The organism is Streptomyces sp. NPDC001315 (assembly GCF_042896175.1).
Lineage (GTDB): Bacteria > Actinomycetota > Actinomycetes > Streptomycetales > Streptomycetaceae > Streptomyces.
On the sequence record NZ_JBIAWZ010000018.1, the window covers coordinates 93,592 to 118,359 of the forward strand.

A 24,768-nucleotide genomic window follows, 5' to 3' on the forward strand; every position below is an offset into this window, starting at 1 on the left:
CCATGCCCCATCGCAAGGAAGGCGCTACCGTGCGCGCAACCCTCCTCCACCAGGCAGGCGACGTCCGTGTCGAGGACGTGCCCGAACCGAAGGTCCAGCAGCCCACGGACGCCGTCGTGCGCATCGTGATCGGGTGCATCTGCGGCAGTGACCTGTGGCCTTACAAGGCCCAGCCGCTGACCGACCAGCCTCGCCAGATGGGACACGAGTTCATCGGCGTGGTCGAGGAGACCGGCAGCCAGGTGACCTCCGTCAAGGCAGGGGACCTGGTCGTCGCTCCGTTCACCTACAGCGACGGCACGTGCGAGTTCTGCCGCGAGGGGCTGCACACGTCCTGTGTGCACGGCGGTCAGTGGGGTGTGAACGGCGTCGACGGCGGCCAGGGACAGGCCACCCGCGTGCCGCACGCGGACGGCACGCTCGTCGTTCTCCCGGTCGGCGAGAACTCCGAGCTGCTGCCGGATCTGCTGACGCTGTCCGACGTTCTGTGCACCGGCTACCACGCCGCCCGCACGGCCGGCGTGGCGGCGGGGGACCGCGTCACCGTGATCGGCGACGGAGCCGTCGGCCTGTCGGCCGTCATCGCCGCGAAGCTGCTGGGGGCAGAGCAGATCATCCTGATGGGCCGGCACACCGCTCGCACCGACCTCGGCCGCGACTTCGGCGCGACCGATGTCGTCGCCGCGCGCGGCGAGGAAGGCATCGCCGCGGTCCGGGACCTGACCGGCGGCCACGGTACCGCTCGGGTCCTGGAGTGCGTGGGCCTGAAGGAGGCGCTGGTGCAGTCCGCGGGCGTCGTCCGCGACGGCGGCGTCATCAGCCGGGTCGGCGCCCCGCAGTACGCGGAGGTTCCCCTCGGCTTTCCCGAGTTCCTGCGCAACGTCACCCTGACCGGGGGCGTCGCCCCGGCCCGCGCCTACATCGAGGACCTCATGCCGCACATCCTCAGCGGCGCCATCCACCCCGGCCGCGTCTTCGACCGCACCGTGCCGCTGGAAGACGTCGCGGAGGGCTACCGGCTCATGAACGACCGCGAAGCCCTCAAGGTCGCCGTCCGCCCCTGACCGGCCCGGCGGGTCTGCCCGCCACCGCCGCCCGACTCTTCTACCGTGCGCTGCGGCACCCCTCTCCCTTCGCGGGCCCGACGCCCGTGCCGTGCGCGCCGAAACACACCTCGAACGAACGGGACACCTCGTGAAGCACATCACTCTGCGCGACCTGGACGTCTCCCGCATCGGCCTGGGAGCCATGGGCATGTCCCACGGCTACACCGGCGCCGGCACCGACGACGACGAGTCGATCCGCACCATCCACCGCGCCCTGGAACTGGGCGTCACCTTCCTCGACACCGCCGAGGTCTACGGCCCCTACACCAACGAGGAACTCGTCGGCCGCGCCCTCAAGGGCCGCCGGGACCAGGTGGTGCTGGCCAGCAAGTTCGGCCTCATCTCCCACACCGGCCGCCCCGGGCCCACCGACAGCAGCCCGGCCAACATCCGCGCCGCCGTCGAAGGCTCCCTCAAGCGCCTGGGCACCGACCGCATCGACCTGTACTACCAGCACCGCGTCGACCCCGGCACCCCCGTCGAGGACACCGTCGGCACCCTCGCCGAGCTGGTCGCCGAGGGCAAGATCCGGCACATCGGCCTGTCGGAGGCAGGCCCGGACACCATCCGCCGCGCCCACGCCGTCCACCCGGTCACAGCGGTGCAGTCCGAGTACTCGCTGTTCACCCGCGATCCCGAAGCACGCGTGCTGCCGGTGCTGCGAGAGCTGAACATCGGCTTCGTGCCGTTCTCCCCCCTGGGGCGCGGCTTCCTGACCGGCCAGATCCGCTCCACCGAGCAGTTCGACGCGACCGACTTCCGCGCCGACAACCCCCGCTTCAGCGGTGAGAACTTCGCGCACAACCTCCGCCTGGCCGACCAGGTCGCCGCCATCGCCACCGAGATCGGCGCCACCCCGGCCCAGGTCGCCCTCGCATGGCTGCTCGCCCAGGGCGACGACATCGCGCCCATCCCCGGCACCCGCCGGGTCGCCCGCGTCGAGGAGAACACCGGCGCCGACGCCGTCCACCTGAGCAAGGAACAGCTGGCACGGCTGAGCAGCCTGCCCCCGGCCGCCGGGGACACCCACCTGGAAGCCCAGATGCGCATGATGGAGCGCTGACGCCGACCGGTCGCCCATCCAGCCCGAGCAAGGAAGGGTCCTCCCATGACCGGGAACAACCCGCGCGTCGCCCCGGATCTCATCCGTCGCCACGTCCCCAAACTCGCCGACCTCACCGACGACGTCCTGTTCGCCGACAACTGGCAGCGGCCAGAGCTGCCGCCCCGCGACCGCAGCCCGGTCCCCGTCGCCGCCCTGGCCTCCCTCGGCCGCGAAGCCCAACTGACCGGCCAGCTGCGCCGCGCCCTCGACAACGGGCTGACCGCCCAGGAACTCGCCGAGGCGATCACCCACCTGGCGTTCTGCGCGGGCCGGCCCGCCGCGATGAACACCCACACCGTCCTGGCCACCGTCAACGAGCCCGGCAACTGACCGCAGGCCACCCCGCCGCGCGGCACCAAACCCTTCCCCTTGAGGAGCCATCCGTGCAGAACGTCACCCTCAACAACGGCGTCAAGATGCCCATCCTCGGCTTCGGCGTCTACCAGATCCCGCCCGAGAACACCGAGCAGGCCGTCACCGACGCCCTCGCGGCCGGCTACCGACTCCTGGACACCGCCGCCGCCTACGGCAACGAGGAAGCCGTAGGCCGCGCCATCAAGAGCAGCGCTCTCCCCCGCGAGGACCTGTTCGTCACCACCAAGCTCTGGGTCCAGGACGCCCCCGCCCAGGACAACACCCGGCGCGCCCTGGAGACCTCGCTGACCAAGCTCGGCCTCGACCACGTCGACCTCTATCTGATGCACCAGCCCTACGGCGACGTCTACGGCCAGTGGCGCGCCATGGAGGCCGCCAACCGCGAGGGCCTGGCCAGGGCGATCGGTGTGGCCAACTTCTACCCCGACCGCCTCCTGGACCTGATCCTCAACAACGAGATCACCCCGGCGGTCAACCAGATCGAGACTCACCCCTTCTTCCAGCGCACCGCCGACCACGACCTCATGCGCGAGCACGGTGTCCGGCACCAGTCCTGGGGCGGCTTCGCCGAAGGCAAGAACGGCCTGTTCACCCACCCCGTCCTCACCGAGATCGGCAAGGCCTACGACAAGTCCGCGGCCCAGGTCGTGCTGCGCTGGCTCATCCAGCGCGACATCGTCACCATCCCCAAGAGCGTGCGCCCGGAGCGTATGGCGCAGAACATCGACGTCTTCGACTTCCAGCTCACCGACGACCAGATGGACCGGATCGCCGCCCTGGACACCGACGAGACGCTGTTCTTCGACCACCACGACCCCGAGATGGTCGCCTGGCTCAGCAAGCGCCGCCTCGACAGCTGACCCCGCGCGGCAACGCACCCCGCTGCGGCCACCCGGTCCATGCCGACCGGAAGCGCTCCCGGGTAGTTGACGGCTTGCGGTGGGAGCATCGGAGTGCTCTGTGTGGTGAGGGGGCGATGGTGGCGCCGAAGTCCAGGTGGTTCTGGATGCGGCGATACGCCGTGATGCCCGCTCGGGCATGTCGCACCGGGCGTTGATGCGCGAGTGCGGGGTGAAGGCGGTCAGGCAGACGCGGAGGTAGCGATGAGGGTCGTGTTCGTGCACGGGGCGTGCGTGCGGGACGGGTCGTGGTGGTGGCACCGCACCGCCGAGCTGCTGCAGGAGCGAGGGGTGCTGAGCGTGGCCCCGGCGCTGCCGAGTTGCGGCGAGGCGGGCGTGCCCGGAGGCGGCAGCGGTCCGGGGCTGTCCGAGGACGTCGCGGCGGTGCGGCAGGCACTGCTGGACAGCGACGAGCCGACCGTGGTGGTCGCCCACAGCTACGGCGGCATCATCACCGCGGAAGCCGCCGCGGGCGTCAGGTCGGTACGCCATCTGGTGCTGGTCTCCAGCTACCTGCCCGAGGTCGGTCAGAGCCTGTCAGAGTTCGGGGACGGCAGCCCCGCCCCGTTCCTCGACGTCGACCCCGACGCCGGCACCTTCGGGGTTCGCCCCGAGCTGCTCGTAAACACATTCCTGCAGGACTGCGACCCCGAAGTCCAAGCGCAGGCGGCGGACCATCTCGCCCGGCAGAGCGTGCGGGTGACCGGGCAGCCGGTCGGAGCGGCCGCATGGCAGCAGGTGCCCTCGACGTACCTCATCTGCGCCCAGGACCGCGGCACCCCGCCGCGCCTGCAGCGCGAGTTCGCCCGCCGGGCCGGCAGCGTCGTAGAACTCGACGCAGGCCACCACCCGTTCCTGTCCCGGCCCGCCGTCGTCCGGGACCTGCTGCTGACCCTGTGACGGCAGCCGCAAACGAGCCGGGCCGGCGATCCGAAAACCAGGGGTCGTCGTGAGCGCCGAGGAAGAACACCCGTTTCTCGGCGTGCGCTACCGGCGCATCGTCAAACGCCGCGGCCACCCCGAAGCCGTCGTGCGTTCTCCTTGCGCGGCGTGGCGAGCTCGGCGCGTTCGTCGGTGGTCAATCGTCGTCACGCTCGCCGGCATCGGCATCGGCCTCGGCCTGCCGGATCCAGCCACGCAGGGCCTCGGGATGCACGCCGAGCTCCCGCTCCTACTGGCCCGCGAGCAAGGGGGACGCCTCTGGCACCTGGTACTGCTCGGCGGCCTGCCGAGTCGGACGATGCCGCGAAGGCGGCGGGCGCCCGTGTTCCGGCGGACCGAAGCTACTCAGCGCAGTACGGCCGCCAGCAGGTCGGTCCCCAGCGCCGTGAGATCGGGCAGATTGACGGTGTAACGGACGTAACGCCCCTGCCGCCGGGCCGTGAGCAGGCCCGCGCGGCGCAGGACAGCGAGGTGGCGGGAAACCTCCGGGGGCGAGAGTTCCCAGGCGTGGGCCAGCTCACCGGTGGTGTGCGGGCCGCGGGCCAGGGTGCGCAGCAGCCGCAGCCGTACCGGATGCGCGAGTGCCTCCAGCCGTAGCGTGACCGTTTCCAGCGATACCGGCTCTGATGGACTCGCCTCGGCCACGGGGTACTGCACCACCGGCTGCCACCCGGGCGCATAGACCGCCACCAGGTGCGGGCGGCCGAAGACGCTGGGGAGGAAGGTGACCCCGGTGCCGTGGGCGGCGGTCGCGTTGTCCTGCAGCTTGTCCACGATGATGCAGTCGCCGTCCGGCGCCAGGGTCACGGCGCCGGAGACCGATGCGAGTGCCGCCCCGATGCCCTGGCGCTTCAGCAGGTCGTTCTTCAGGCGCAGGTCGGTGGCGAGTTGCACGGCGACGCCCGTCCAGGCGGCGTCGAAGAAGGCCTCGGCGCACTGTTCGAGGGTGTCCCGCACCCGCGCCCGTACGGCGGCCGGGTCCGCGAGCAGCCGTTCCGCGAAGGCCTCTTGGAGCGCGCCGCGGGCCTGGGCCAGGTCCAGGGCCCGCTCGCGCGCCGTCGCGTCGACGAGCGGCGACGGCGCGGCGAAGTGGACCCGGTTGCTGCCGCACGTGGTGATGAGCGCGGCGGTCACATAGGTTTCATCGTCGATCCGGTCCACATCGTCCAACTCCTCGGCGAGGGTGGACCGGGGACGGGCGGGGACCAGGAAGTCGGCTCGTGAGGAACGCCAGAGGAACTCCGCCTCCCTGAGCCGCTCGGCCAGCTCCGGCCGCAGCCCGGCCCAGACGTCCGCGGCCCAGCCGGCGAGCTGCGGGTGATGCCCGGGTTCGGCCAGCACGTGCAGCATCGCGGTCAGTTCGGCCAGCGGGGAGGCAGCGAACCGCAGTCGACCGGACGGCAGGCCGCCGATGTCGATCCTCAACGTCATCCCCTCATCATCGCTGGTCGGATGGCCGACGACCGCGTCGATTGACTGTGTTCGTCAACCGACGTAGTCGGCCCGGCGGTCGAACGCACCGTTGACGCCATGGCAACCACCACCAAGATCCAGCCGCGCGCCCTCGTCCGTGCCTCCGGAGGCCCCCGCTATGCCGTCGCCCTGGCCGTGGACGCGCTCGGCACCGGCTTGCTGCGGCCCTTTCTGCTGCTCTACGGGGTGACGGTGCTGAGGCTGTCCGCGTCGGCCACCGGCATCGCCATGACGGTCGGTGTCGTCGTGGGTCTGGTGTGCATGCCCGCGGTCGGCCGATGGCTGGACCGGGGAGCACGCAGCACGGTCGTGGCGGCGTCGATGCTGGTACGGGTGCTGGGCGTGGCGCTGCTGCTGGCCACCCCGGCAGGGCACGTCGGGCTGTTCGCGACGGCGGCGCTCTTCCTCGGCATCGGCAACCAGGCATGGCCGGCCGCCCATGCGGCCCTCGTGGCCACGGTCGCCCACGGCCGCGAACGCGACGCCGCTCTCGCGGGAGGCCGCGCCCTGCGCAACGCCGGCCTGGGCGCGGGCGCCCTCCTCGCCACCGCATGCCTGGCGGGCGGCACCGCCGCATTGCAGGCGCTGGCAGCCGTCACCGGGCTCGCCCATCTCGCGGCGGCAGCCTTGGCATGGTCGGTCCACCTGCACACGCATCCGGCCGCCGCTCCGGTCAAGGGCAGGGCCGACGGGCCCGCACCTCGGATGCGCGCGCTGCTGGCCGCCAACGTGGTCTACGTCTTCTGCCTCAACGTCCCCGAAATCGCGCTCCCTCTGGTCCTGGTGACGCAGTTGCACGCGTCCCCGGTGTGGTCGGCAGCCATCTTCGTGGCCAACACCGTGCTGGTGGTCACCCTGCAGGTGCCCGTCACCGTTCTGATGTCCCGCCTCCCCCGGCGGACCGTGCTGGCTCTGGCCGGCGTGGTACTCGCCGCGTCCTACCTCGGGTTCCTCGCGGCCACCTCACTGGGACACGGCTGGAGTGCCCCGGCCGTCGCCATGGTGTCCGTGGTCTGCACCATCGGCGAGATCATCTATGCCGGCAGCACCACCGCGCTCGTCACCGCCCTCGCCCCGGCCCATGTCCTGGGGCGCGCCCTCGCCCGCTTCCAGCTCTCCACGGGCTTCGGCCTCGCCGTCTCCCCGGCGGTCATCACCGCTCTCGCCTCCCGCGGCTCGGCCGCACTCTGGGGCAGCCTTGCCGCTGCGACGCTTGTGTCCGCCTCCGCCGTTGCCACCGAGAAGGATTGAGGAACGCGGGCTCAGCGGTGCTGCCGGACAACGTCACCGCAGGTGACGGATCAACCTGACGCAGATATTGGGGTGTTGTCCGTGGGAAGACTTCAGACCGGTCCAGGAACCGACACCCCGTCAGCCGCCCACCAGGGCCGATGAAGGCTCGGCGTGTGTGTACCGGTCAGACCTTCCAGGAGCGCAGTTGGTCTGCGACCTCGGGGACGCGCAGGCGCGTATCGCGGATCTTCCGTACGAGATCGGACAGGGCACCGTAAGGTGGATCGATGCCCTCGCCGGACTGGTCCATGTACTGGGCCGCGACGAACGCGGCATACAGGCCGTTGCGGTACGGAAGCGGCTCAAGACGCACGATGGTGTGCATGAGCGCGGCCGCACGCCATGCGGTGTCCGGGTCGGCGGCCTCAAGGGTGGGCAGCTTGGTCTTGTGCCGGGCTACCGCGGCGACCAGGGCGGAGTAGTCCGCGACCGACATGTCCTCGTTGTGGCCGAGGGCGGCTTCCTGAACGTCGAGGAGCCAGGAGACGTCGATGTGCAGGTGCATCAGGCGGCCGCGGCCCCGCCGGGGCGCTCGGAGGGGGGCACTTCGTCGGGGAAGGCGTCGTCGAACTCCTCGCGCAGCCGGTCGGCCCAGGCGCTCGCACCCGTGATGAACTGCTTGCGCTGCATCTCGCGGACACCGAGGTCGTGCAGGTACTGCTTGAGACTCTTGCCCTCGGCGGCCGCGGCCGCGCGAACGCCTTCGAGTTCCTCGTCGGTGAACGACACGTTCAGGGATGGCATGCACCCGATGGTACCTAGTAGGTGCCGGCCGTGCGAGGCGTTCGTGCTGCGCGCTCCGCGATGAGCACGAACCCGTAGTTCCCCGGACCACCGCAGGCCCGCGCCGCCAGGGCCGGCGGCCGCCCGCCACGCGTGTCGGTATGGACCACCGTGCCGTCCAGGGTGAGGTGGTGTGTCCGGCCGCCGGGTCAGAGAACCATCCGGCCTTCTGTCAGAGCCCGGCGGGAAGGTCCTGTTCGGCCCAGATGGTCTTGCCGGGCCGGGTGTACCGGGTTCCCCAGCGCTGGGTGAGCTGGGCGACCAGGAGCAGGCCGCGTCCGCCCTCGTCGAACTCCCGGGCGCGCCTGAGGTGCGGCGCGGTGCTGCTGTGGTCGCGGACCTCGCAGATGAGGCTGCGGTCGTAGATCAACCGCAGCTGGATGGGCGGCTGGCCGTAGCGGATCGCGTTGGTGACCAGTTCGCTGACCACGAGTTCGGTGACGAATGAGAGTTCGTCCAACCCCCATGCGGTCAGCTGGTCGAGGGCGTTCGTGCGAACCTGGGCGACGGCCGCCGGCTCGCTCAGCACCTCCCAGGTGGCGACCTGATCGGCCGGCAGGGCCCGGGTGCGGGCCAGGAGCAGTGCGATGTCGTCGTCCCGGCGACCGGGGATCTTGGCGGCGTCGAGAATGGCGTCGCAAGTGGCCTGGAGAGAGGCGGCGGGCTGGGCGAGGACGTGGCGCAGGGTGTCGAGCCCTTCCCCGGCATCGCGGTCGCGCCCCTCGATCAGACCATTGGTGAAGAGGGCCAGGGTGCTGCCTTCGGGCAGTTCGACCTCGGCTGCTTCGAAGGGGAGGCCGCCCAAGCCGAGCGGCGGGCCGGCGGGGAGGTCGAGGAAGTCCACGGTGCCGTCCGGGCCGGACACCGCGGGTGGGAAATGTCCGGCGCGGGCGAGGGTGCAGCGGCGGGAGACCGGATCGTAGACCGCGTAGAGGCAGGTGGCACCGACGTCGCCGTCGGTCTGGGAACCCGAGTCGGTGGGGGCTTCCGCGGACAGGCGGATGACGAGGTCGTCCAGGTGGGTGAGCAGTTCGTCGGGTGGGAGATCGATGTCGGACAGGGTGCGCACCGCAGCGCGCAGTCGGCCCATGGCGGCCGACGCCTGGATGCCGTGGCCGACGACGTCCCCGATGACCAGGGCGACCCGGGCGCCGGAGAGTGGGATGAGGTCGAACCAGTCGCCGCCCACCCCTGCGTGAGCGCTGGCGGGCAGGTAACGGGAGGCGACCTCGAGTGCTGTCTGCTCGGCCAGCCGCTGGGGCAACAGGCTCTGTTGGAGGGTCACGGCGGTCGTGCGCTCGCGGGTGTAGCGGCGGGCGTTGTCAATGCAGACAGCGGTTCGGGCGGTGATCTCCTCCGCGAGCAGCAGGTCGTCCTGTTCGAAGGGCTCCGGGCGTCGGTGGCGGAGGAAGACGGCCGTTCCCAGGGTGGCACCGCGGGCCCGCACTGGCACCACCATCACCGAATGGGTCCCCACGTCGCGGAGCCGGGCGGCCTGGACCGGTTCGTGATCGGCCCATCGAACGAGGGCGGGATCGGTCATCCGGTACACCGCCGGCCGGGCAGCCAACCACTCGGCAACAGGGGAGGACGCGGCATGGGTGATGGTCTCTCCCAGCCCGACCGCGGACTCAGGCACGCCCTGAAGGATGGACTGCCGGGCCGTACGGCGCATGGTGACCGGGCCCGTCACCGGGCCAGGCGGCGGCTCGCCGCCGGCGTCGATACTGGTCAGCAGATCGACACTGGCGAAATCCGCAAGCCGGGGAACGACCAGGTCGGCCAGCTGCTGCGCACAGACGGTCATGTCCAGGCTGGTGCCGATGCGGCTACCCGCCTCGTTGAGGAGCAACAGCCGCTGCTGGGCCTCGTACTGCTCGGTGGTGTCCTGCGCCGCGAAGGACACCCCGCACAAGCGGCCGGCCGGGTCGTTCAGCGGGGCGAGGTGGATCGCCCACGCATGCTGACGGCTCTCGCCCGCAACGCGCAGGTAGACCTCCAGGAACTGCCGCTCCCCCGTTACCACCACGCGGCGCATGGCGTGCTCGATCCTCTCGCACTCCGGGTGCGGTACCGCCTCCGGCATGCGCATCCCGCGCAGCTGTTCCCCGGTGAGGGCGACCGCGCGCTCCTCGTCGGCGTTCGTCCGCACGTACCGCAGATCCGTGTCGAAGATCGCCAAAATGCACGGCGACTGGTCGAAGCACCACTGCACCGGGATGTCGTCCCCCGGCAGGCGCGCCCCCCGGGCCGTGCCCCACACCAGGAGCCAGTCGCACCCGTGCTGCGTCACCCGACGATGCGCGAGCAGCTCACCCTCCACACGGCGACCGTCCCGGTGCCGCACCGCCACCCGTCCGCTCCAGCTCTGCCGCCCGACGAGGGACTCCTCGACATCCTGGACATCCTCAGCCAGAAGCTCGGCAACCGGCCGCCCTACGACATCCTCAGCCCGGTAACCGAGCAGACGCCGGGCCCCCTCGCTCCAGCCGGTCACCATGCCCTGCTCATCGGTCGTGGCCGTGACGATGTCCGCCGCCTCGAAAGGACGATCAGCGGGCAGCTCCTCGGAAGTGATGCCGTCTCCCGTCATGGCAACTCCTACGCAGCAGATCTCTCCCTGACAGGGATACCCGCGCCTGGGCACGAGCAGCGCAGCGCCACGGCCAATGCGATTGCGGGTACCGATAAATCATCCGCCCAGGCCACAGCTCGATCGCCGGTACGGCTCACGGAGGCGTACGGGAGTGCCCCACGGGCGGGCGAAACGCGACCGCCCCAGCGCCATCCGATGTGTGGCGGGACGGAGATACGTAAGCGTTCACACATTCTTCGATGACCGAGGCCACCTGCTGGACAGAGGGTGAATTGCGAAGTGCCCGGCGGCCCAGGACCAGGTCGATGGTCTCCGTCTCGGCGAGCGGCACGTAGGTGGCGCCGTCGAGCCGCAGGCTCTGCACCGACTCCGGCACGAGCGCCACGCCGTGTCCGGCGGCCACGAGAACGACGAGGGTGGCGGTCTCACTGACTTCGACGAGGGACGGGGGCCGGAAGCCCGCCCGGCGGCAGGCGGACAGGACGCGGTCGTACATGGCGGACCGCGCCTGGGCGGGATGGATGACGAAGGGTTCGCCCGCCAGCGAACCCAGCGAGATCTGCCCGGCGGAGGCCAGCGGATGGTGGGCCGGCAGCACGGCCACCAGGGGCTCGGTACGCAGCGGTGTGCTGCTCACTCCCTCAGTGTCGGCACCGGAACGGAAGACCGCCAGGTCGTAGGTGCCGTCGAGCAGGCCGTCCGTGAGCTGCGGGGTGAGCAGCTCGCCCCGCAGGTCGAGGGTGATGCGGGGCAGCCGGGCGCGCACGGTCCGGGCGACGCGTGGAAGGACGTCGTAGGTGGCGGTGCCGATGAAACCGACGGAGACATGGCCCGCGCGGCCGGTGGCGAGCTCTGTCATGTGAACCCGTGCGCGTTCCGCCTCGGACAGCAGCGTGCGGGCGTAACCGATCAGATGCCGGCCCGCCTCGGTGAGCTCGACGTGCCGGGTGGACCGGTCGAACAGAGGAGTCCCCAGCTCCCGCTCCAGCTGTTTGATCTGCTGGGACAGGGCGGGTTGGGCGACGTTCAGCCGGGCGGCGGCGCGCCCGAAGTGGCACTCTTCCGCGAGCGTGAGGAAGTAACGGACCTGACGGAGCTCCATGGCCCCATTTTATAAAACGGTCTTATTAATAGTGCGGAACTAAGTCTTGGACGTGATGAGGTGTGCGCTCTTACGGTGAAGCCGTGACCGACAGTTACGTGTATGCAGCAGCAAGAACACCCTTCGGGCGGTTCTCCGGAGCCCTCGCCGGCATCCGGCCGGACGACCTCGCGGCGCTCGCCGTGCGCGGCGTCCTGGCGAAGACGCCGGCGCTCGACCCGGGCGAGATCGGCGACGTTGTCTGGGGGAACGCCAACGGTGCCGGCGAGGACAACCGCAACGTCGGCCGGATGGCCGTCCTCCTGGCCGGACTGCCCACCTCGGTTCCCGCCACGACCGTGAACCGGCTGTGCGGGTCTTCCCTGGACGCGGCGATCATCGCCTCCCGGGCCATCGAGACCGGCGACGCGGACATCGTGCTGACCGGTGGTGTGGAGTCGATGAGCCGAGCCCCGTGGGTGCTGCCCAAGCCCGACCGGGCCTATCCCGCCAAGGACATGACCGCTGTCTCCACCACGCTGGGGTGGCGGCTGGTCAACGAGCGGATGCCGCAGGAGTGGACGGTCTCCCTGGGAGAGGCCAATGAGCAGCTCGCTGAGCGGTTCCCCGTCCCGCGGGAGCGGCAGGACGAGTTCGCCGTCCGGTCCCACACCCTGGCGGACGCGGCCTGGACGGCCGGCTTCTACGACGACCTGGTGGTGCCGGTCGCGGTGGACGGCAAGGGGACCACGCTCACGCGGGACGAGGGCATCAGGCCGGACTCCACGGTCGACAGACTCGCCGCGCTCAAGCCGTCGTTCCGCCCCGGCGGTGTGATCACGGCAGGCAATGCCTCGCCGCTGAGCGACGGCGCCTCGGCCGTGCTCCTGGGCTCACAGGCCGCTGCGGCACGCATCGGGACGGACCCGCTGTCCCGCATAGCCGGGCGCGGGGTGTTCGCGCTGGATCCGCAGCTGTTCGGCTTCGCGCCGGTGGAGGCGGCGAACCGGGCGCTGAAGAACGCGGGCATCGCCTGGTCGGACGTCTCCGCGGTCGAACTCAACGAGGCGTTCGCCGTGCAGGCCCTGGCCTGTGTGGACGCCTGGAAGATCGACCCGTCGATCGTCAACGCCAAGGGCGGCGCGATCGCGCTCGGCCACCCGCTGGGCGCATCGGGCGGCAGGCTGCTGGGCACGCTGGCCCACCGGCTGCGGGAGTCCGGCGAGCGCTGGGGCCTCGCCGCGATCTGCATCGGAGTCGGCCAGGCGCTGGCCGTGGTCCTGGAGAACGTCACGGGGAACGTCATGGAGACGAGGCGATGACCATGAAGCTGTGTGCCCATGCCGACGAGGCCGTTGCCGGCATCCAGGACGGCTCCACCGTGCTCGTCGGCGGGTTCGGGATGGCCGGTATGCCCGTCGACCTGATCGACGCGCTCATCCGCCAGGGCGCCACGGACCTGACCGTCGTGTCCAACAACGCCGGCAACGGCGACACCGGCCTTGCCGCGCTGCTGGCCAAGGGACGGGTCCGCAAGGTCGTCTGTTCCTTCCCCCGACAGGCCGACTCCTACGTCTTCGACGAGCTGTACCGGGCCGGCAAGGTCGAGCTGGAAGTCGTGCCGCAGGGCAACCTCGCCGAACGGATGCGGGCGGCGGGAGCCGGGATCGGAGCGTTCTTCTGCCCCACCGGAGCCGGGACCCTGCTGGCCGAGGGCAAGGAGACCCGTGTCATCGACGGCCGCACCTACGTGCTGGAGTACCCGATCAAGGGCGATGTCGCGTTGATCGGCGCCCACCGGGCCGACCGCATGGGCAACCTCGTCTACCGCAAGACCGCCCGCAACTTCGGGCCCGTCATGGCCACCGCGGCCACGACCGTGATCGCGCAGGTCCGCGAAGTCGTCGACACCGGAGTGATCGACCCGGAATCCGTGGTGACGCCGAGCGTCTATGTCGACCGTGTGGTGCAGGAGGCCAACGCATGAACCCAGACCGACCCTCCATGGGCGCCGAGCGCGGCCCCCTGGGCAAGCACGACATCGCCGCTCTCATAGCCCAGGACATCCCCCACGGGTCCTTCGTCAACCTCGGTATCGGCCAGCCGACACTCGTCGCCGACCACCTGCCCGCCGATTCCGGTGTGGTGCTCCACACCGAGAACGGCATGCTCAACATGGGCCCGGCCGCACACGGCGACGCGATCGACCCCGATCTCACCAACGCCGGCAAGATCCCCGTGACCGAGCTGCCCGGAGCGGCGTACTTCCACCACGCCGACTCCTTCGCCATGATGCGCGGCGGACACCTGGACATCTGCGTCCTGGGAGCCTTCCAGGTCTCCGCGGGAGGTGACCTCGCCAACTGGCACACCGGCGCCCCGGACGCCATCCCCGCCGTCGGCGGAGCCATGGACCTGGCGATCGGAGCCAAGAAGGTCTTCGTCATGATGACGCTGTTCAGCAAGACCGGTGTGCCGAAGCTCGTACCGCAGTGCACCTACCCGCTGACCGGACCGGGCTGCGTCGACCGTGTCTACACCGACCTCGCCGTCTTCGACATCACCTCGCAGGGCATCACGGTGCGGGAGACCTTCGGCACCACCATCGACGACCTCGCGGGCCGCCTGGACCTGCCGCTCCTGCCCGCCCGGGCCCGACCTCACGCGGAGGGCTGAGGGCACGGCGGACCGGCAGTCCGGCGCCGGTCGCCGACCGGATCGTGGCCGCGGCCCGGGCGCCGGCGCTGCGCAACTCGTGGTGGCCGGGGCCTTCCTCGGTGGGGCGGTCGCCGTGGAGGTGGCGGCGCGGCATCCCGAGTACGTCAGCGGCCCGGCCACCGACGTCGGCTTCGCGCGCCCCGCACCGCCGTCGTCGGGGCCGGCCCCAATGGTGGCCAGGCCTGACGGGCACAGCCCGTCCCCGAGCTGAACGTGTTCAATTATTCTGACAGCGTGTACTCGTCATGTCCCGACAGCAGTGTCGGGCGGCGGGTCCGATCAGGCTGTGTTCAGGGGGGCGGCAATGAGGAAGGGCAGACCGGGGGGATGGGTTGGGAGCGTGGTGACGGGGCTGACCGTGCTGAGTGCGTGCGCCAACCCATACCAGTACTTCGCGGGCACCGGGCTGCACGACGCCACGATGACCGAGGCCGCAGGGAGCTGGGAAAACGTCGAGGACACGCGGCTGACACTCCGCCCGGACGGTACGGCCCTCTTTCAGCGGCTCGACGGCCAGGACTTCGACTTCGACGACGGCTGGCGCGTCTCCGGCACCGGGACCTGGGAACTGACCGACGACTCCGACGGGCAGGACATCCGCCTCGCCATGACGACCCGGACCGGATTCGAGACGCGCGACGCCGCCACCGCGGCCGACGCTTCGGCTTCCGCCCCGCCGCCCGCGACATACACATGGCACTTTTACGTTCGCCGCGATCCGCGTGAAGCGTTGGAGCTGTTCTTCTTCTACGGGGATCCCGATATCGGGAACACGTATGTGATGACACGCCCTCCGGCTTGACGGCCGTGCTGGGAGGCCCCAGCCGTCAGGCCCTCGGGCGTGGGCTCACCGCATGAGGTCCGGGCGGCCCCGCAGGGCGATCTTCAGAAAAACGAAGATTTTGAAGATCTGGCAGGCGCTCAGGCGCTCAGGCGGCGCGGGCGGCGGCCCGGAGGGTGACGCGGATGGTTTCCGCGGCCGGCGGAGCGAAAGCGCCTGGGAGGTGGGAGTTGAGCAAGGGTGGTAAGGAGAGCCCCGGTTCGGGGCTTGAGTGGCTCATCGGCCCTTCTCGGTGAACATGTTGATCAGGCCGTGGGCTGTGTTGTCGTCGGAGTCGATCCGGTGGACCTCGACACCTTCAAAAGTGGCGACCTCGGCGCTGCGGGGGAACATGGCCTGCTCGTACTCGGTGAGGGCGGCCTCGATGTCGTCGGGGTGCGCGGCCAGGGCCTTGCCGAGTTCGGCGCCGTCGAGCATGGCCAGGTTGGCGCCTTCGCCGTTCGGGGCCGCGAGGTGGGCGGCGTCGCCGAGCAGGGTCACCCCTGGTACCCGGTCCCACCGGTGCCCGGTCGGCAGGGCGTAGTGAGTGCGCAGGACCGGCGCGGTGTCGCCGTCGGTGATCAGCGAGGTGAGCTCCGGTGCCCAGCCGTCGAACTCTGCCGCGATCCGCGCGGTCGCCGCCGCAGCATCGGTGAAATCGATGGCGGCGAACCAGTCCAGCGGCTTGGTGAGCGCCACGTAGGTGTGCAGGGTGTCGCCGCTCTCCCGGTGGGCGAAGATCTCCTTGCCGGGCGAGGGCGCCATCATCGACCCGCCACCGACCGCTTTGGCGGCGGCGGGGTGCCGGGTGTCGGCGTCGAACAGGTAGGTCTCGACGAACGACGTGCCGGCGTACTCAGGTATGGCGGTGGAGAGCAGCGGCCGCACCCGTGACCACGCGCCGTCCGCGCCGACCAGCAGGTCGGCGACGACGGTGCCGCCGTCGTCGAACGTCACCTCGTAGCGACCCTCGCCGAGGGCACGGGTGCTGCTGACCTTGTGGCCCCACCGGACGGTGCCGGCCGGGAGCGAGTCGAGCAGGATCCGTCGCAGGTCGCCGCGTAGCGCTTCGGGGCGACCGCCCGTGCCGTCGTCGGCCTCTTCGAACATGACGGTCCCGTCCAGGTCGAGGACCCGCATCGCCTGGCGGCCCTCCAGGACTATGGCGTGGAATTCGTCCATCAGGCCGGCCGCCTCGAGGGCGAGCTGCCCGTTGTAGTCGTGAATGTCGAGCATCCCGCCCTGCGTGCGCGCCGACGGGGAGGGATCGGCCTCGTAGACCGTGGCCGGGATGCCGTTGACGTGCAGGACACGGGCCAGTGTGAGTCCGCCGAGTCCGGCGCCGATGATCGTGACTGGGGTGTGCATGATGGCTCCTCGAGATCGGGCCGCCCGGTGGGCCCGGTCGGCCGTTTCTGGAAAGGTGCCCGACCCCGCCGACGAGCCGCCGACACCCGACCGACGGCCTTCCGATACCTGACCGACACCGCAGCTCAGCCCCGGCGCCTACCCGGAACGGCGTTCAGTTCGGCGTTCAGCTCGTCCGGGTCGATCGTGCTCATGCTCGCGTTCCCGCGTCGCCCTCCGGGGCGCCGATGCGAGGCCGATGCGAAGCCCGGCCTGCACCGGGTACGGCGAACGGCACAACGGCTGTGTGCGCCGGCCGTCGGTCCTCGTGGTCCTCGACGTCGTCCTCGGTGGCGTCCGGGCCGCGGAAGGGGCGCAGGTCTTGATGTTGAACAGACTGCGGCCCAGGAAACCTGCCCGATGCCTGTGCCGCGTAGCGGTACAGGCATCGGGCGAGCAGGCCAGAATCTCCCTCCCTTCAGGAGGGAGAGCAAGTCAACCAGCAGCCACCACTTGGCCGGCCGTGACCTGAGCAGGGTTGGGGAGCAGGGACGCGAGGCTGTCCCGTACGAAGTCAGCCGCCCTCGTGATCGACTCTTCGGCCCCGGCCTGGTCTTCGAAGACGCTGGTGGAGACCATCACTCCATTCCCGGCGTCAACCCAGTAGTAGGCCACGAATCCGGGGACTTGGCGGAGGATGGGCACGAATCCCTCGTCCACTCGTCGTCCCGCCTCGGCAGGATCCGTGACCCCTTCGTACCGACGAAATACTGCGTACATAGCTGATCTCCTCACGGATCCCAAGGTCACCTCGCGAAACGACATACCACCCACCGCACGACTCTCGCTCACGGGATGTCCGGAAGGCACCCGGATAGGCGCATTGGTGATCCGAACCGGGTATCTGCTGGGGCCAGGGCTGAGGAAGGGGGCTTCACTCGATACCCAGGATGAGTCGATGGCCTCAGGCCGCGAATCCGATGTTGGTGACGAACTCGTATTGGCCCCACTGGGAGCCGAGGTCGACGACCGCGTCACTGATCCAGGCGTCGTCGAGGGCTTCGTAGTCGTCGGCGGCCCATGCCTCGATGATGCGGTCCCAGTGGCGGACGTTGAGGGTGCGGTACTCGACGGCACGCTGGCGGGGCCGGTTGACCTGGGACTGGTTGAGCGGGTGGAACTCGACGCGGGTTCCGCGGCCTTCGCGGTTGAGGCGCGCCAGCAGGTAGCGGGCGACGTTGTGGCGGCGCACCGTGCGGTAGGCCCTCTCGATCTGCTGGAGGCTCCTCTTCGACGGGTTGCGCCTGCCCTGCAGCCACTTGTTGATGGTGTCGTCCGTGACCGTGAGGCCGGCCTCGCGTGCCGCCTGGCGGGCGTGATCGGTACGCGTGAGGTAGTGGAGTCGTGCGAGCAGACCACGCCGTGCCGTGATCGGGGTGGTGACGAAGCCGGCGAGCGCGTCGAGCTGGCGGGCGACGGCTTCATGTCCCTTGATGCCGCGAGCCCCGTACTTGCCGAACTCGATGTTCCTCTCCGGCACCTTCGTCTCCTCCACTTGCCCCTGCTTGACGGTACCTCAAGTGCGGGAGCGCTCCTGGTCGCGAGCGGAGTTGTCCGCGGGCGGCACGTTCGGTCGCCTTGTCCCTTCTCGCTCAGTCGTCGTGTTCGTCACCGGAGGCGGGCTCCGGCTCGGCGCCGACCGAGTAGACGTCCTTGACCTTGACCTCGGTGACGCCACGGCCTTCGGCGAACACCGCCCGCCAGTCGCCGATGACGTGCAGTTCGTCGGTGCCCATCGCCCGGACGACCATCAGGCCCTCGTCGTAGGCCCGGTGCGCCTTCCACCACAGGTTCGCGAACGCCTGGGCGCGGATCAGGTGCATCCAGTCGGTGCGGTACAGCTCCCGGTTGTAGTTCGACTCCCCCAGCGTGGAGACGAACTTCGAGTACATCGCCTTGACGTATTCCAGTGTCACGTCGTCGTCCTCGGCGATCGCCCGGTCCCTGGCGTCCTTCAGAGCGACGCGGAACTTCTCCAGCAGGCCCTCGGTGGCGCCGGACGTCCAGGACTCGTGGATCTGCGGCGGGTCGCACAGTCCGTACTTCGGGCCGGCGAGACGCAGCAGCAGGCGCAGGGTCGGCTCGGTCACCCAGAGCGGGCCCGGCTCGTCCCGGTTGCCCAGTGGGTTGGGCAGGTAGGCGTCGTGTTCCCAGTGCGGCGGGGTGATGAGGTGGACGCCGGAGCGGCGCCGGTCATGGTCGTTGCCGGTGGAGTGCTCCAGCTGGCCGAGCGGCAGGTGCGTCTTGAGCGCGGACAGGTAGGCGCCGTTGACGTCGAGCGCGGTCACCTCGTGGACGCCGGGCGGCAGTTCGGTCCTGCTCCACTTGGGGCGGGCTTCCCAGATCTGGTCGGCGCCGCGCGCTGTCTGCTTGCGCAGGATGTCGGGCAGCCACGGATGGGCGACGACGTCGTACCGTCCGCCCTTGCGGCTCTCGTCCAGCAGTGCCATCGCGTCCGGGATCGCCCGCTTCACCAGTGCGTTGGTTGCCGCTTCGACATCGCCGGAGTGCTGGGCGAGGGCGGCTGTGACGGCGGCGGCGATCAGGTCCGGGGTGTCGGCGGTCTGCATACGGCGGCCGACGGGCACGACCTTGACCCCGTGGGCCGCCTGGCCCGGCCGGCCGGCGGAGGCCGGCGGGCGGGGTTCCCTCTGCTGGGCAGGCTGCTCCGGCCGGGCGGGTTCCGCCATCCGTGGGTGCTCGGTTGTCGCGCATTCGGCGGGGTCCAGGTGTTGCGGAAATCCTGCGACCTGGTGACGGGCCGGCTGCCCGCACAGCACACAGGGCCGAGCGGAGGCGAGGACTTCGACGTCGTCCGGGCCGAGGTTCTGTTCGGCTTCTGGCGGGCCGTCGTCCACGGGCTCCTCGGCCGGTGCGCTCTCAGTCGCGGAGGCGGCCAGCCTGGTCCGTGCTCCCTCGAGGAAGTACGCGTACTTCTCCCGCACTTCGCCGCTCGGGTCCCGGCCGGACTCCCAGCCCCCGACGGTGGAGGGGCTGACGTTCAGGGCCCGTGCGAGCTGTGCGCGCGAGAGGTTCAGATCTTCGCGCAGCGCGCGCCGCTCCTCGGCCCGTGGCAGCGGAGCCTCCTGCTTGGCTCCGGCGAGCAGGGCATCGATCGCGTCGAAGTCCGTCATCGGGTTTCCCCGTCCTGCACCGTTGCGGCGGAGCGCGCGGTGTCGGCGCGCCGGCCGGGAGCTCGGCGGCGTTCTGTGGGCAGTGACTCGGTGGCCCGGGTGGGGCCCGTGAGGAGGTCGATCGCGTCGATGCCGTAGTGCGCGGCAACCGCGTCGCAGTCGGCCAGGCTCCAGGCAGCGCTGCCGGCCTGACGACGGCTCACCTGGGCCTGGCTCACCCCCAGGGCAAGGGCGAGCTCGGTCTGCGACTCGCCGGTCGCGTACAGAAGTGCGGCCACGGCGGACCGGACTCGCTCTTCGAGATTCATGCCCATGACGCAGATGCTACCAATCAAACAGCATACGGCATGCGTATTACGCATCAACACGGCGATGGGGTTGCTGTCGACCGAGGGGAGCCGGCGCGCGTACCACTTGGCCTGGCAACGGCAGGAGATCGCGTCATAGCAGCCCATCGAGGTACCAGCTGTGAGTGCCCATCAAGGGGTGTCATCGGCGTCGACATCTCACCCAGGGGTCGCCGGTGCAGGTTTGCCGGCCAGGAAGGCGGCCTCGACGGCGGCAGCCCGCGGCACACCCAGCAGGGTGAGCAGTACGGTGTTGGTCCCACCGGTGCGGTCCCGGCCCTTGCCCGCGGTGCAGTGGAAGACGACGGGGCGGGGGTTGGTCGCGATGACCCCCAGGGTGGCATGTGTGATCCACACCACATGGCGTGGGTGCATAGCGGGGTAGGGGCCAGTGTCTTTATTAAGGCGTAGGGACGTGTCCGCGGTCGTGCGGCGGCGTGCGTGGTCGATGACACGTGCGTTGCCCTGCGACCCCATGAGGCTGCGGTGGAGGCCGGCGTGCTCGGCAGGGAGGCAAGGGGTCGACGCTGATGGGGCAGTTGCGGGCCGATGAGTTCGACCGGTTCGTGGCGGCTCGGTGGTCTGCGTTGCTTCACCTGGCGCGGTTGCTCACGGGTGGAGACCGGCACCGGGCCGAGGATCTGCTGCAGGAGGCGCTCGTGAAGCTGTGGTTCGCCTGGCCGAAGGTGGCCGAGCAGGCACCCGAGGCATATGTGCGCAAGGTCCTGGCCCGCGCCGCGGCTCGCTCGGCACGGCGTCGCTGGTGGGGCGAGCATCCCGTGGACCAGCTGCCCGACCCGCCCGAGGTGGGAGACGAGACGGCCGTCGTGGACGAACGGACCCGGTTGGAGGCCACGCTGGCGTTGCTGCCGGCGCGACAGCGGGCCGCGGTGGTGCTGCGCTACTACCAGGACCTGCCCGAGCAGCACGTCGCGGAAGTGCTGGGGTGTCCGGTGGGTACCGCCCGTTCACTCACGGCTCGCGGCGTCGCACGGTTGCGGCAGCTTCTGGCCGACGCAGTCAAGCCGGTCGAGTGAAGAAGGAGCCATGGATCACTTCGAGCAAGAGCTGGCCCGCATGATGCGGGACAGCCAAGAGGACACGCCCTACGAGGACCGGCACCAATACCGTCTGCAAGCCGGCGTTCGCGCCCGGCAGCGGGCCCGGAAGGCCTGGATGGCCACCGGATCCGTGCTGACCATTGCCGGACTCGGAGTCGGACTGGTGGTCCTGGCGAGCTCTTTCGCTCAGGGCGGGCCCACTGGTCCTCAGCCCCGCCCCGTCACCTCTGCCGAGTCGGTCCCGACGCCGTCGACGGCCCGCCCCGGCTCCACTGCCCAGGGGGCGCCGCTGCCGCCGCGGACCTCGACCGCCCGGGTAGCGACCTGGCCGGGTTCAAGCGGTCCCGATCAGTGAGGCCCGCCGACTGAGCCGGCGTTAACTGCCACCGACCGCCGCACAGCTGCCCTGCTGGTCATCCCCACTCGTCATCCCCGCTGGTCCAACTCTCCACGACTGGAACCTCACCACGTGATCCATGAGAACGCGCCCGCGTCTGTCGACCAGCCGGAGGTGCTGGCGAGTCGTCGGCCGACCTCCTGGGAGCAGCGGCTGCGCCGCTTCGGGCACGTCGAGCGCCCGCGCATGTCCGTACGCGACCGCCTGGTCGTGCCGTTTCCCGAACCCGGTTCCCGGCCGTGGCGCATGCTCGGGCTGTCCCCGGCGGCGGCGGGCCGGCTGGCGCGCTGGTCGGGATGGGGCGGGCCGCTGCTGGTGGCGCTCCTTGCCGGGCTGCCGCGCTTTTGGCGTCTGGGCAGCCCGCGGGCGGTCGTGTTCGACGAGACGTACTACGCCAAGGACGCCTGGTCCTTGCTGCAGTTCGGCTACGAGGGCACCTGGCCGGACCGTAAGATCTCCGACCCGCAGATACTCGCCCACCCCCAGGTGATCCCGCTCTCCGACACCGGCGCCTTCCTCGCCCATCCACCGGCGGGCAAGTGGGTGATCGCCCTCGGCGAGTGGATGTTCGGCCTCAACCCGTTCGGCTGGCGCTTCATGACGGCGGTCCTCGGCACGCTGTCGGTGCTGATGCTGTGCCGAACAGGACGCCGCCTGTTCCGTTCGACTCTGCTGGGCTGCCTGGCCGGAGCGCTGATGGCGGTGGACGGTCTGCACTTCGTGATGAGCCGCGCCGCTCTGCTCGACATCGTCGTCATGTTCTTCGTACTGGCGGCGTTCGGATGCCTGCTCATCGACCGGGACAACGCACGGGCCCGGCTCGCGGCAGCCCTGCCGGTCGACGAGGACGGCCGGGTACGCCCCGACGGACACACCGGCGACCGTGCCGGGACGGGAGTGCGTCCCTGGCGGCTCGCAGCCGGCCTCTTCCTGGGACTGGCGGCGTCGACCAAATGGAACGGCCTGTACTTCCTCGCCTTCTTCGTGATCCTCACTCTGTTGTGGGACGTCGGCTCCCGCCGCGTGGCCGGGGCGTTCCGCCCCTACCGCGCGGTGCTGCGCAAGGACCTCGGCTGGTCGGTGCTGTCCCTCGTTCCAGTCGCTGTCGTGACGTATCTGGCGACGTGGACAGGCTGGTTCCGGTCCGACAACGGCTACGGACGCCACTGGGCGGACGGCCGCGGCGGCACCTGGTCGTGGATTCCGGCCCCGCTGCGCAGCCTGTGGCACTACGAGTACGGGGTGTACCGGTTCAATGTGGGGCTGCACGCTCCCCACACGTATGAGTCGAACCCCTGGAGCTGGCTGGTCCTCGGCCGCCCTGTGCTGTTCGCCTATGAGTCGCCGAAACCGGGGCAGGAAGGCTGCCACACGGCGGGCGGTTGTTCACAGACGATCCTCGCCCTGGGAACACCGCTTCTGTGGTGGTCGGCATGCTGCGCACTCGTGTACCTGCTCTACCGATGGGCGCTGCGCCGCGACTGGCGCGCCGGCGCCGTCCTGTGTGCGGTGGGTGCCGGTTATCTGCCCTGGTTCCTGTACCAGGACCGCACGATCTTCTCCTTCTACGCGGTCGTCTTCGTGCCGTACCTGTGCCTGGCCGTGACGATGATGCTGGGAGCCCTGCTGGGTCCGCCGGGAGCGGACGACAAGCGCCGCATACGAGGTGCGGTGGCCGCCGGCGTGCTGGTCCTGCTCATCGCCTGGAACTTCATCTACCTTTTCCCGGTCTACACCGCGCAGACGATTCCGTACGCCGACTGGCAGGCCAGGATGTGGCTCGACACCTGGATCTGAGAACCGCGCGCGGAGCAGCGTGACCGGAACTCGGCTTGGAGGTCCCACAGTTGCTGTCCGGCTGCGGGATCCGACGTCGGTGACGTACTCGTACTGCCCCCGTTCGGAGCCCAGGTCCGCCGCCGTGTCACCGACTCGGGCGTCGCTCCCGCTCAGTCTCCAGGAACGGTCACGTCGTCAAGTGCTCGGCATGGGCTCGCGCCGTCTCAGCGGCATGGCGTGCCTGCCGTGCAGCGCGGTCTTTCTGTGCGGCCTGGTCGCGTGCGCGGTCCAGGTCGTCTCGCATCCGGCGCCGTAGTTCCACGGTGGCGTGGAGCTGCTGGGCCAGTTCGGTAGCGCGCTCTTCGAGTTCACGCAGTGCGGCTTCGGCCTGCTCGGCCTTCGCCTGCGCCTGGTCGTGCTCCTTCTCGCAGTGCCGGGCCCGCTGCTCGGCCGCTTCCGCCTTGCGCCGGGCCTGTGCCGGTTTTCTGTCCGCTTGCGCCGCGCGGCGTTGCCTGCGGGCGGACTTGGCCGGGGTGGCGGGGGTGGCGGCGGGGTGTTCTGGTTTCGGCGGTGGTGTGCCTTCGTGCGTCCGGTGAGATGCGGCGACCGGGCGGACAGGTCTCTCGGCGTCCGCGGTGAAGCCGACGGGAGGAACGAGGGCTCTGACGAGCCGGCCGGAGGCCCATTTCTCCGCTGCCGCCGGATCTGCCAGAGCCGCATGCAGGGTCTGTTCGACCTTGCGCTGCGCGCCTTCCCCGAGGGGATGTCCGGCCTCGGCTGCCAGGGTGCGGGCCTGCTGGGAGAGGGCGCCGACGAGGGTGCGCTGCTGCTGGCCGAGACGTCTCAGCTGGGTGCGGGCAAGTTTCCGGTGAGCCTGTCGGAGGCCTTCGCCGAGGCGGAGCAGGCGGGCGACCTGTTCGGGCTCGGAGTGGACCAGCAGGTTGCTGGCCCAGGCCGACAGCGCGGGGCGGCGCAGCGCGGCGATCTGGGCGGCCAGGGTGGCTCTTCCGGCGGCTAGGGCCTCGTCCACGCGTGCGGTGCGTGCCCCGACGAACTGGGTCGGATGCAGCGTGTACAGCTCCTCGACGACGTTCTTCAGATCCACGGCCCACCGCCGCCCTTCCCTCCCTCCTCCACTAGGTACAGCTTTGCACCATTCGCCAGGAAACTGCACAACCATTCGCTCGACTTGTACGAGTCCCCTCCCCCGACGGTTCCTTCACGGGTCCGCCCGAGGACGACTCGGTCAGCGCAATCCCTGGACCGTGCTCACCGTGGACATGCACCGGCTGGGACACACCCTCGCCCATCAGCTCCGAGCGGGGAACGCCGGTGCGCCGGAGGGCGCCGCCGGCCGTCCACGACAGTCGCGCGCCCCACGCTGGTCACGCGCATCACGACACGTCAGTCGGCGTAACTAACGCGTCAATGCCACAAACGATCACGAGCGTT

General features: G+C 70.3%; 24 protein-coding genes. 12 read left to right on the top strand and 12 right to left on the bottom strand.

Annotation, left to right across the window (positions count from 1 at the left end; translation table 11 throughout):
- The first annotated feature begins 29 nt into the window (after positions 1-29).
- The 5 genes from ACFY16_RS33755 to ACFY16_RS33775 all read left to right on the top strand — a co-directional run bounded on the left by ACFY16_RS33755 (position 30) and on the right by ACFY16_RS33775 (position 4,385).
- Positions 30-1,064, top strand: coding sequence for an alcohol dehydrogenase catalytic domain-containing protein (locus tag ACFY16_RS33755; protein ID WP_390651027.1), 1,035 nt, complete (start codon positions 30-32; stop codon positions 1,062-1,064).
- 130 nt (positions 1,065-1,194) lie between these two features.
- A complete protein-coding gene (locus ACFY16_RS33760) occupies positions 1,195-2,169 on the top strand; it encodes an aldo/keto reductase (RefSeq protein ID WP_390651028.1) in 975 nt (324 codons plus the stop codon).
- Between the two features lie 45 nt (positions 2,170-2,214).
- Positions 2,215-2,541: a carboxymuconolactone decarboxylase family protein gene (locus ACFY16_RS33765; RefSeq protein ID WP_390651029.1), complete on the top strand. Its 327-nt coding sequence runs from the start codon at positions 2,215-2,217 to the stop codon at positions 2,539-2,541.
- Positions 2,542-2,594: 53 nt separating this feature from the next.
- Complete coding sequence (locus tag ACFY16_RS33770) at positions 2,595-3,446, top strand: aldo/keto reductase (RefSeq protein WP_390651030.1); 852 nt, start codon at positions 2,595-2,597, stop codon at positions 3,444-3,446.
- A 243-nt stretch (positions 3,447-3,689) separates the two neighbouring features.
- On the top strand, positions 3,690-4,385 hold the full coding sequence (locus tag ACFY16_RS33775; protein WP_390651031.1) for an alpha/beta fold hydrolase: 696 nt from the start codon (positions 3,690-3,692) through the stop codon (positions 4,383-4,385).
- A 387-nt stretch (positions 4,386-4,772) separates the two neighbouring features.
- On the opposite strand, the gene ACFY16_RS33780 is transcribed toward ACFY16_RS33775, so the two are convergent.
- On the bottom strand, positions 4,773-5,858 hold the full coding sequence (locus ACFY16_RS33780) for a DUF5937 family protein (RefSeq protein WP_390651032.1): 1,086 nt from the start codon (positions 5,856-5,858) through the stop codon (positions 4,773-4,775).
- Positions 5,859-5,957: 99 nt separating this feature from the next.
- Between ACFY16_RS33780 and ACFY16_RS33785 the strand changes: the two genes are divergently transcribed.
- Complete coding sequence (locus ACFY16_RS33785) at positions 5,958-7,151, top strand: MFS transporter (protein ID WP_390651033.1); 1,194 nt, start codon at positions 5,958-5,960, stop codon at positions 7,149-7,151.
- A gap of 166 nt (positions 7,152-7,317) precedes the next feature.
- On the opposite strand, the gene ACFY16_RS33790 is transcribed toward ACFY16_RS33785, so the two are convergent.
- The 4 genes from ACFY16_RS33790 to ACFY16_RS33805 all read right to left on the bottom strand — a co-directional run bounded on the left by ACFY16_RS33790 (position 7,318) and on the right by ACFY16_RS33805 (position 11,674).
- Positions 7,318-7,698: a toxin Doc gene (locus ACFY16_RS33790; RefSeq protein ID WP_390651034.1), complete on the bottom strand. Its 381-nt coding sequence runs from the start codon at positions 7,696-7,698 to the stop codon at positions 7,318-7,320.
- The gene (locus ACFY16_RS33795) at positions 7,698-7,937 is read right to left on the bottom strand and encodes a hypothetical protein (protein ID WP_186286700.1); all 240 of its coding nucleotides are present in this window, start codon (positions 7,935-7,937) and stop codon (positions 7,698-7,700) included. The genes ACFY16_RS33790 and ACFY16_RS33795 overlap by 1 nt, the downstream gene beginning before the upstream one ends.
- A 211-nt stretch (positions 7,938-8,148) precedes the next feature.
- Positions 8,149-10,569 carry a SpoIIE family protein phosphatase gene (locus tag ACFY16_RS33800; protein WP_390651035.1) on the bottom strand — a complete coding sequence of 807 codons (2,421 nt, stop codon included), beginning with the start codon at positions 10,567-10,569 and terminating at the stop codon, positions 8,149-8,151.
- Positions 10,570-10,705: 136 nt separating this feature from the next.
- Positions 10,706-11,674 carry a LysR substrate-binding domain-containing protein gene (locus tag ACFY16_RS33805; protein WP_390651036.1) on the bottom strand — a complete coding sequence of 323 codons (969 nt, stop codon included), beginning with the start codon at positions 11,672-11,674 and terminating at the stop codon, positions 10,706-10,708.
- 83 nt (positions 11,675-11,757) lie between these two features.
- On the opposite strand from ACFY16_RS33805, the gene ACFY16_RS33810 reads away from it, so the two are divergent.
- From ACFY16_RS33810 to ACFY16_RS33825, 4 genes are all read left to right on the top strand, one after another.
- Positions 11,758-12,975, top strand: coding sequence for a thiolase family protein (locus ACFY16_RS33810; RefSeq protein ID WP_390651037.1), 1,218 nt, complete (start codon positions 11,758-11,760; stop codon positions 12,973-12,975).
- The gene (locus ACFY16_RS33815; RefSeq protein ID WP_390651038.1) at positions 12,972-13,640 is read left to right on the top strand and encodes a 3-oxoacid CoA-transferase subunit A; all 669 of its coding nucleotides are present in this window, start codon (positions 12,972-12,974) and stop codon (positions 13,638-13,640) included. Before ACFY16_RS33810 ends, ACFY16_RS33815 begins: the two co-directional genes overlap by 4 nt.
- The gene (locus ACFY16_RS33820) at positions 13,637-14,329 is read left to right on the top strand and encodes a 3-oxoacid CoA-transferase subunit B (protein WP_390651039.1); all 693 of its coding nucleotides are present in this window, start codon (positions 13,637-13,639) and stop codon (positions 14,327-14,329) included. The genes ACFY16_RS33815 and ACFY16_RS33820 overlap by 4 nt, the downstream gene beginning before the upstream one ends.
- A gap of 463 nt (positions 14,330-14,792) precedes the next feature.
- Positions 14,793-15,173, top strand: a complete 381-nt coding sequence (locus ACFY16_RS33825; protein WP_390651040.1) for a hypothetical protein — start codon at positions 14,793-14,795, stop codon at positions 15,171-15,173.
- Positions 15,174-15,428: 255 nt separating this feature from the next.
- Here ACFY16_RS33825 and ACFY16_RS33830 read toward each other — a convergent pair whose 3' ends face one another.
- The 6 genes from ACFY16_RS33830 to ACFY16_RS33855 all read right to left on the bottom strand — a co-directional run bounded on the left by ACFY16_RS33830 (position 15,429) and on the right by ACFY16_RS33855 (position 20,454).
- Positions 15,429-16,559, bottom strand: a complete 1,131-nt coding sequence (locus ACFY16_RS33830; RefSeq protein WP_390651041.1) for an FAD-dependent oxidoreductase — start codon at positions 16,557-16,559, stop codon at positions 15,429-15,431.
- A gap of 474 nt (positions 16,560-17,033) precedes the next feature.
- Complete coding sequence (locus ACFY16_RS33835; protein WP_390651042.1) at positions 17,034-17,318, bottom strand: hypothetical protein; 285 nt, start codon at positions 17,316-17,318, stop codon at positions 17,034-17,036.
- Between the two features lie 184 nt (positions 17,319-17,502).
- Entirely contained in the window at positions 17,503-18,078 is a 576-nt protein-coding gene (locus ACFY16_RS33840; RefSeq protein ID WP_390651076.1) for a helix-turn-helix domain-containing protein, read from the bottom strand.
- Positions 18,079-18,190: 112 nt separating this feature from the next.
- A complete protein-coding gene (locus ACFY16_RS33845; RefSeq protein ID WP_390651043.1) occupies positions 18,191-19,732 on the bottom strand; it encodes a helix-turn-helix domain-containing protein in 1,542 nt (513 codons plus the stop codon).
- Positions 19,729-20,046, bottom strand: coding sequence for a helix-turn-helix domain-containing protein (locus ACFY16_RS33850; RefSeq protein WP_390651044.1), 318 nt, complete (start codon positions 20,044-20,046; stop codon positions 19,729-19,731). Before ACFY16_RS33850 ends, ACFY16_RS33845 begins: the two co-directional genes overlap by 4 nt.
- Positions 20,047-20,238: 192 nt before the next feature.
- Positions 20,239-20,454, bottom strand: coding sequence for a tyrosine-protein phosphatase (locus ACFY16_RS33855; RefSeq protein ID WP_390651045.1), 216 nt, complete (start codon positions 20,452-20,454; stop codon positions 20,239-20,241).
- Positions 20,455-20,609: 155 nt separating this feature from the next.
- Here ACFY16_RS33855 and ACFY16_RS33860 point away from each other — a divergent pair, with 155 nt between their 5' ends.
- Both ACFY16_RS33860 and ACFY16_RS33865 read left to right on the top strand, forming a co-directional pair.
- Positions 20,610-21,116 (top strand): SigE family RNA polymerase sigma factor, encoded by a 507-nt coding sequence (locus ACFY16_RS33860; RefSeq protein ID WP_390651046.1) that lies wholly within the window; start codon positions 20,610-20,612, stop codon positions 21,114-21,116.
- Positions 21,117-21,723: 607 nt separating this feature from the next.
- Positions 21,724-23,334 (top strand): dolichyl-phosphate-mannose--protein mannosyltransferase, encoded by a 1,611-nt coding sequence (locus ACFY16_RS33865; RefSeq protein ID WP_390651077.1) that lies wholly within the window; start codon positions 21,724-21,726, stop codon positions 23,332-23,334.
- 169 nt (positions 23,335-23,503) lie between these two features.
- Here the strand turns inward: ACFY16_RS33865 and ACFY16_RS33870 are convergent, their stop codons facing one another.
- A complete protein-coding gene (locus ACFY16_RS33870) occupies positions 23,504-24,421 on the bottom strand; it encodes a hypothetical protein (RefSeq protein WP_390651047.1) in 918 nt (305 codons plus the stop codon).
- Positions 24,422-24,768 lie beyond the last annotated feature (347 nt).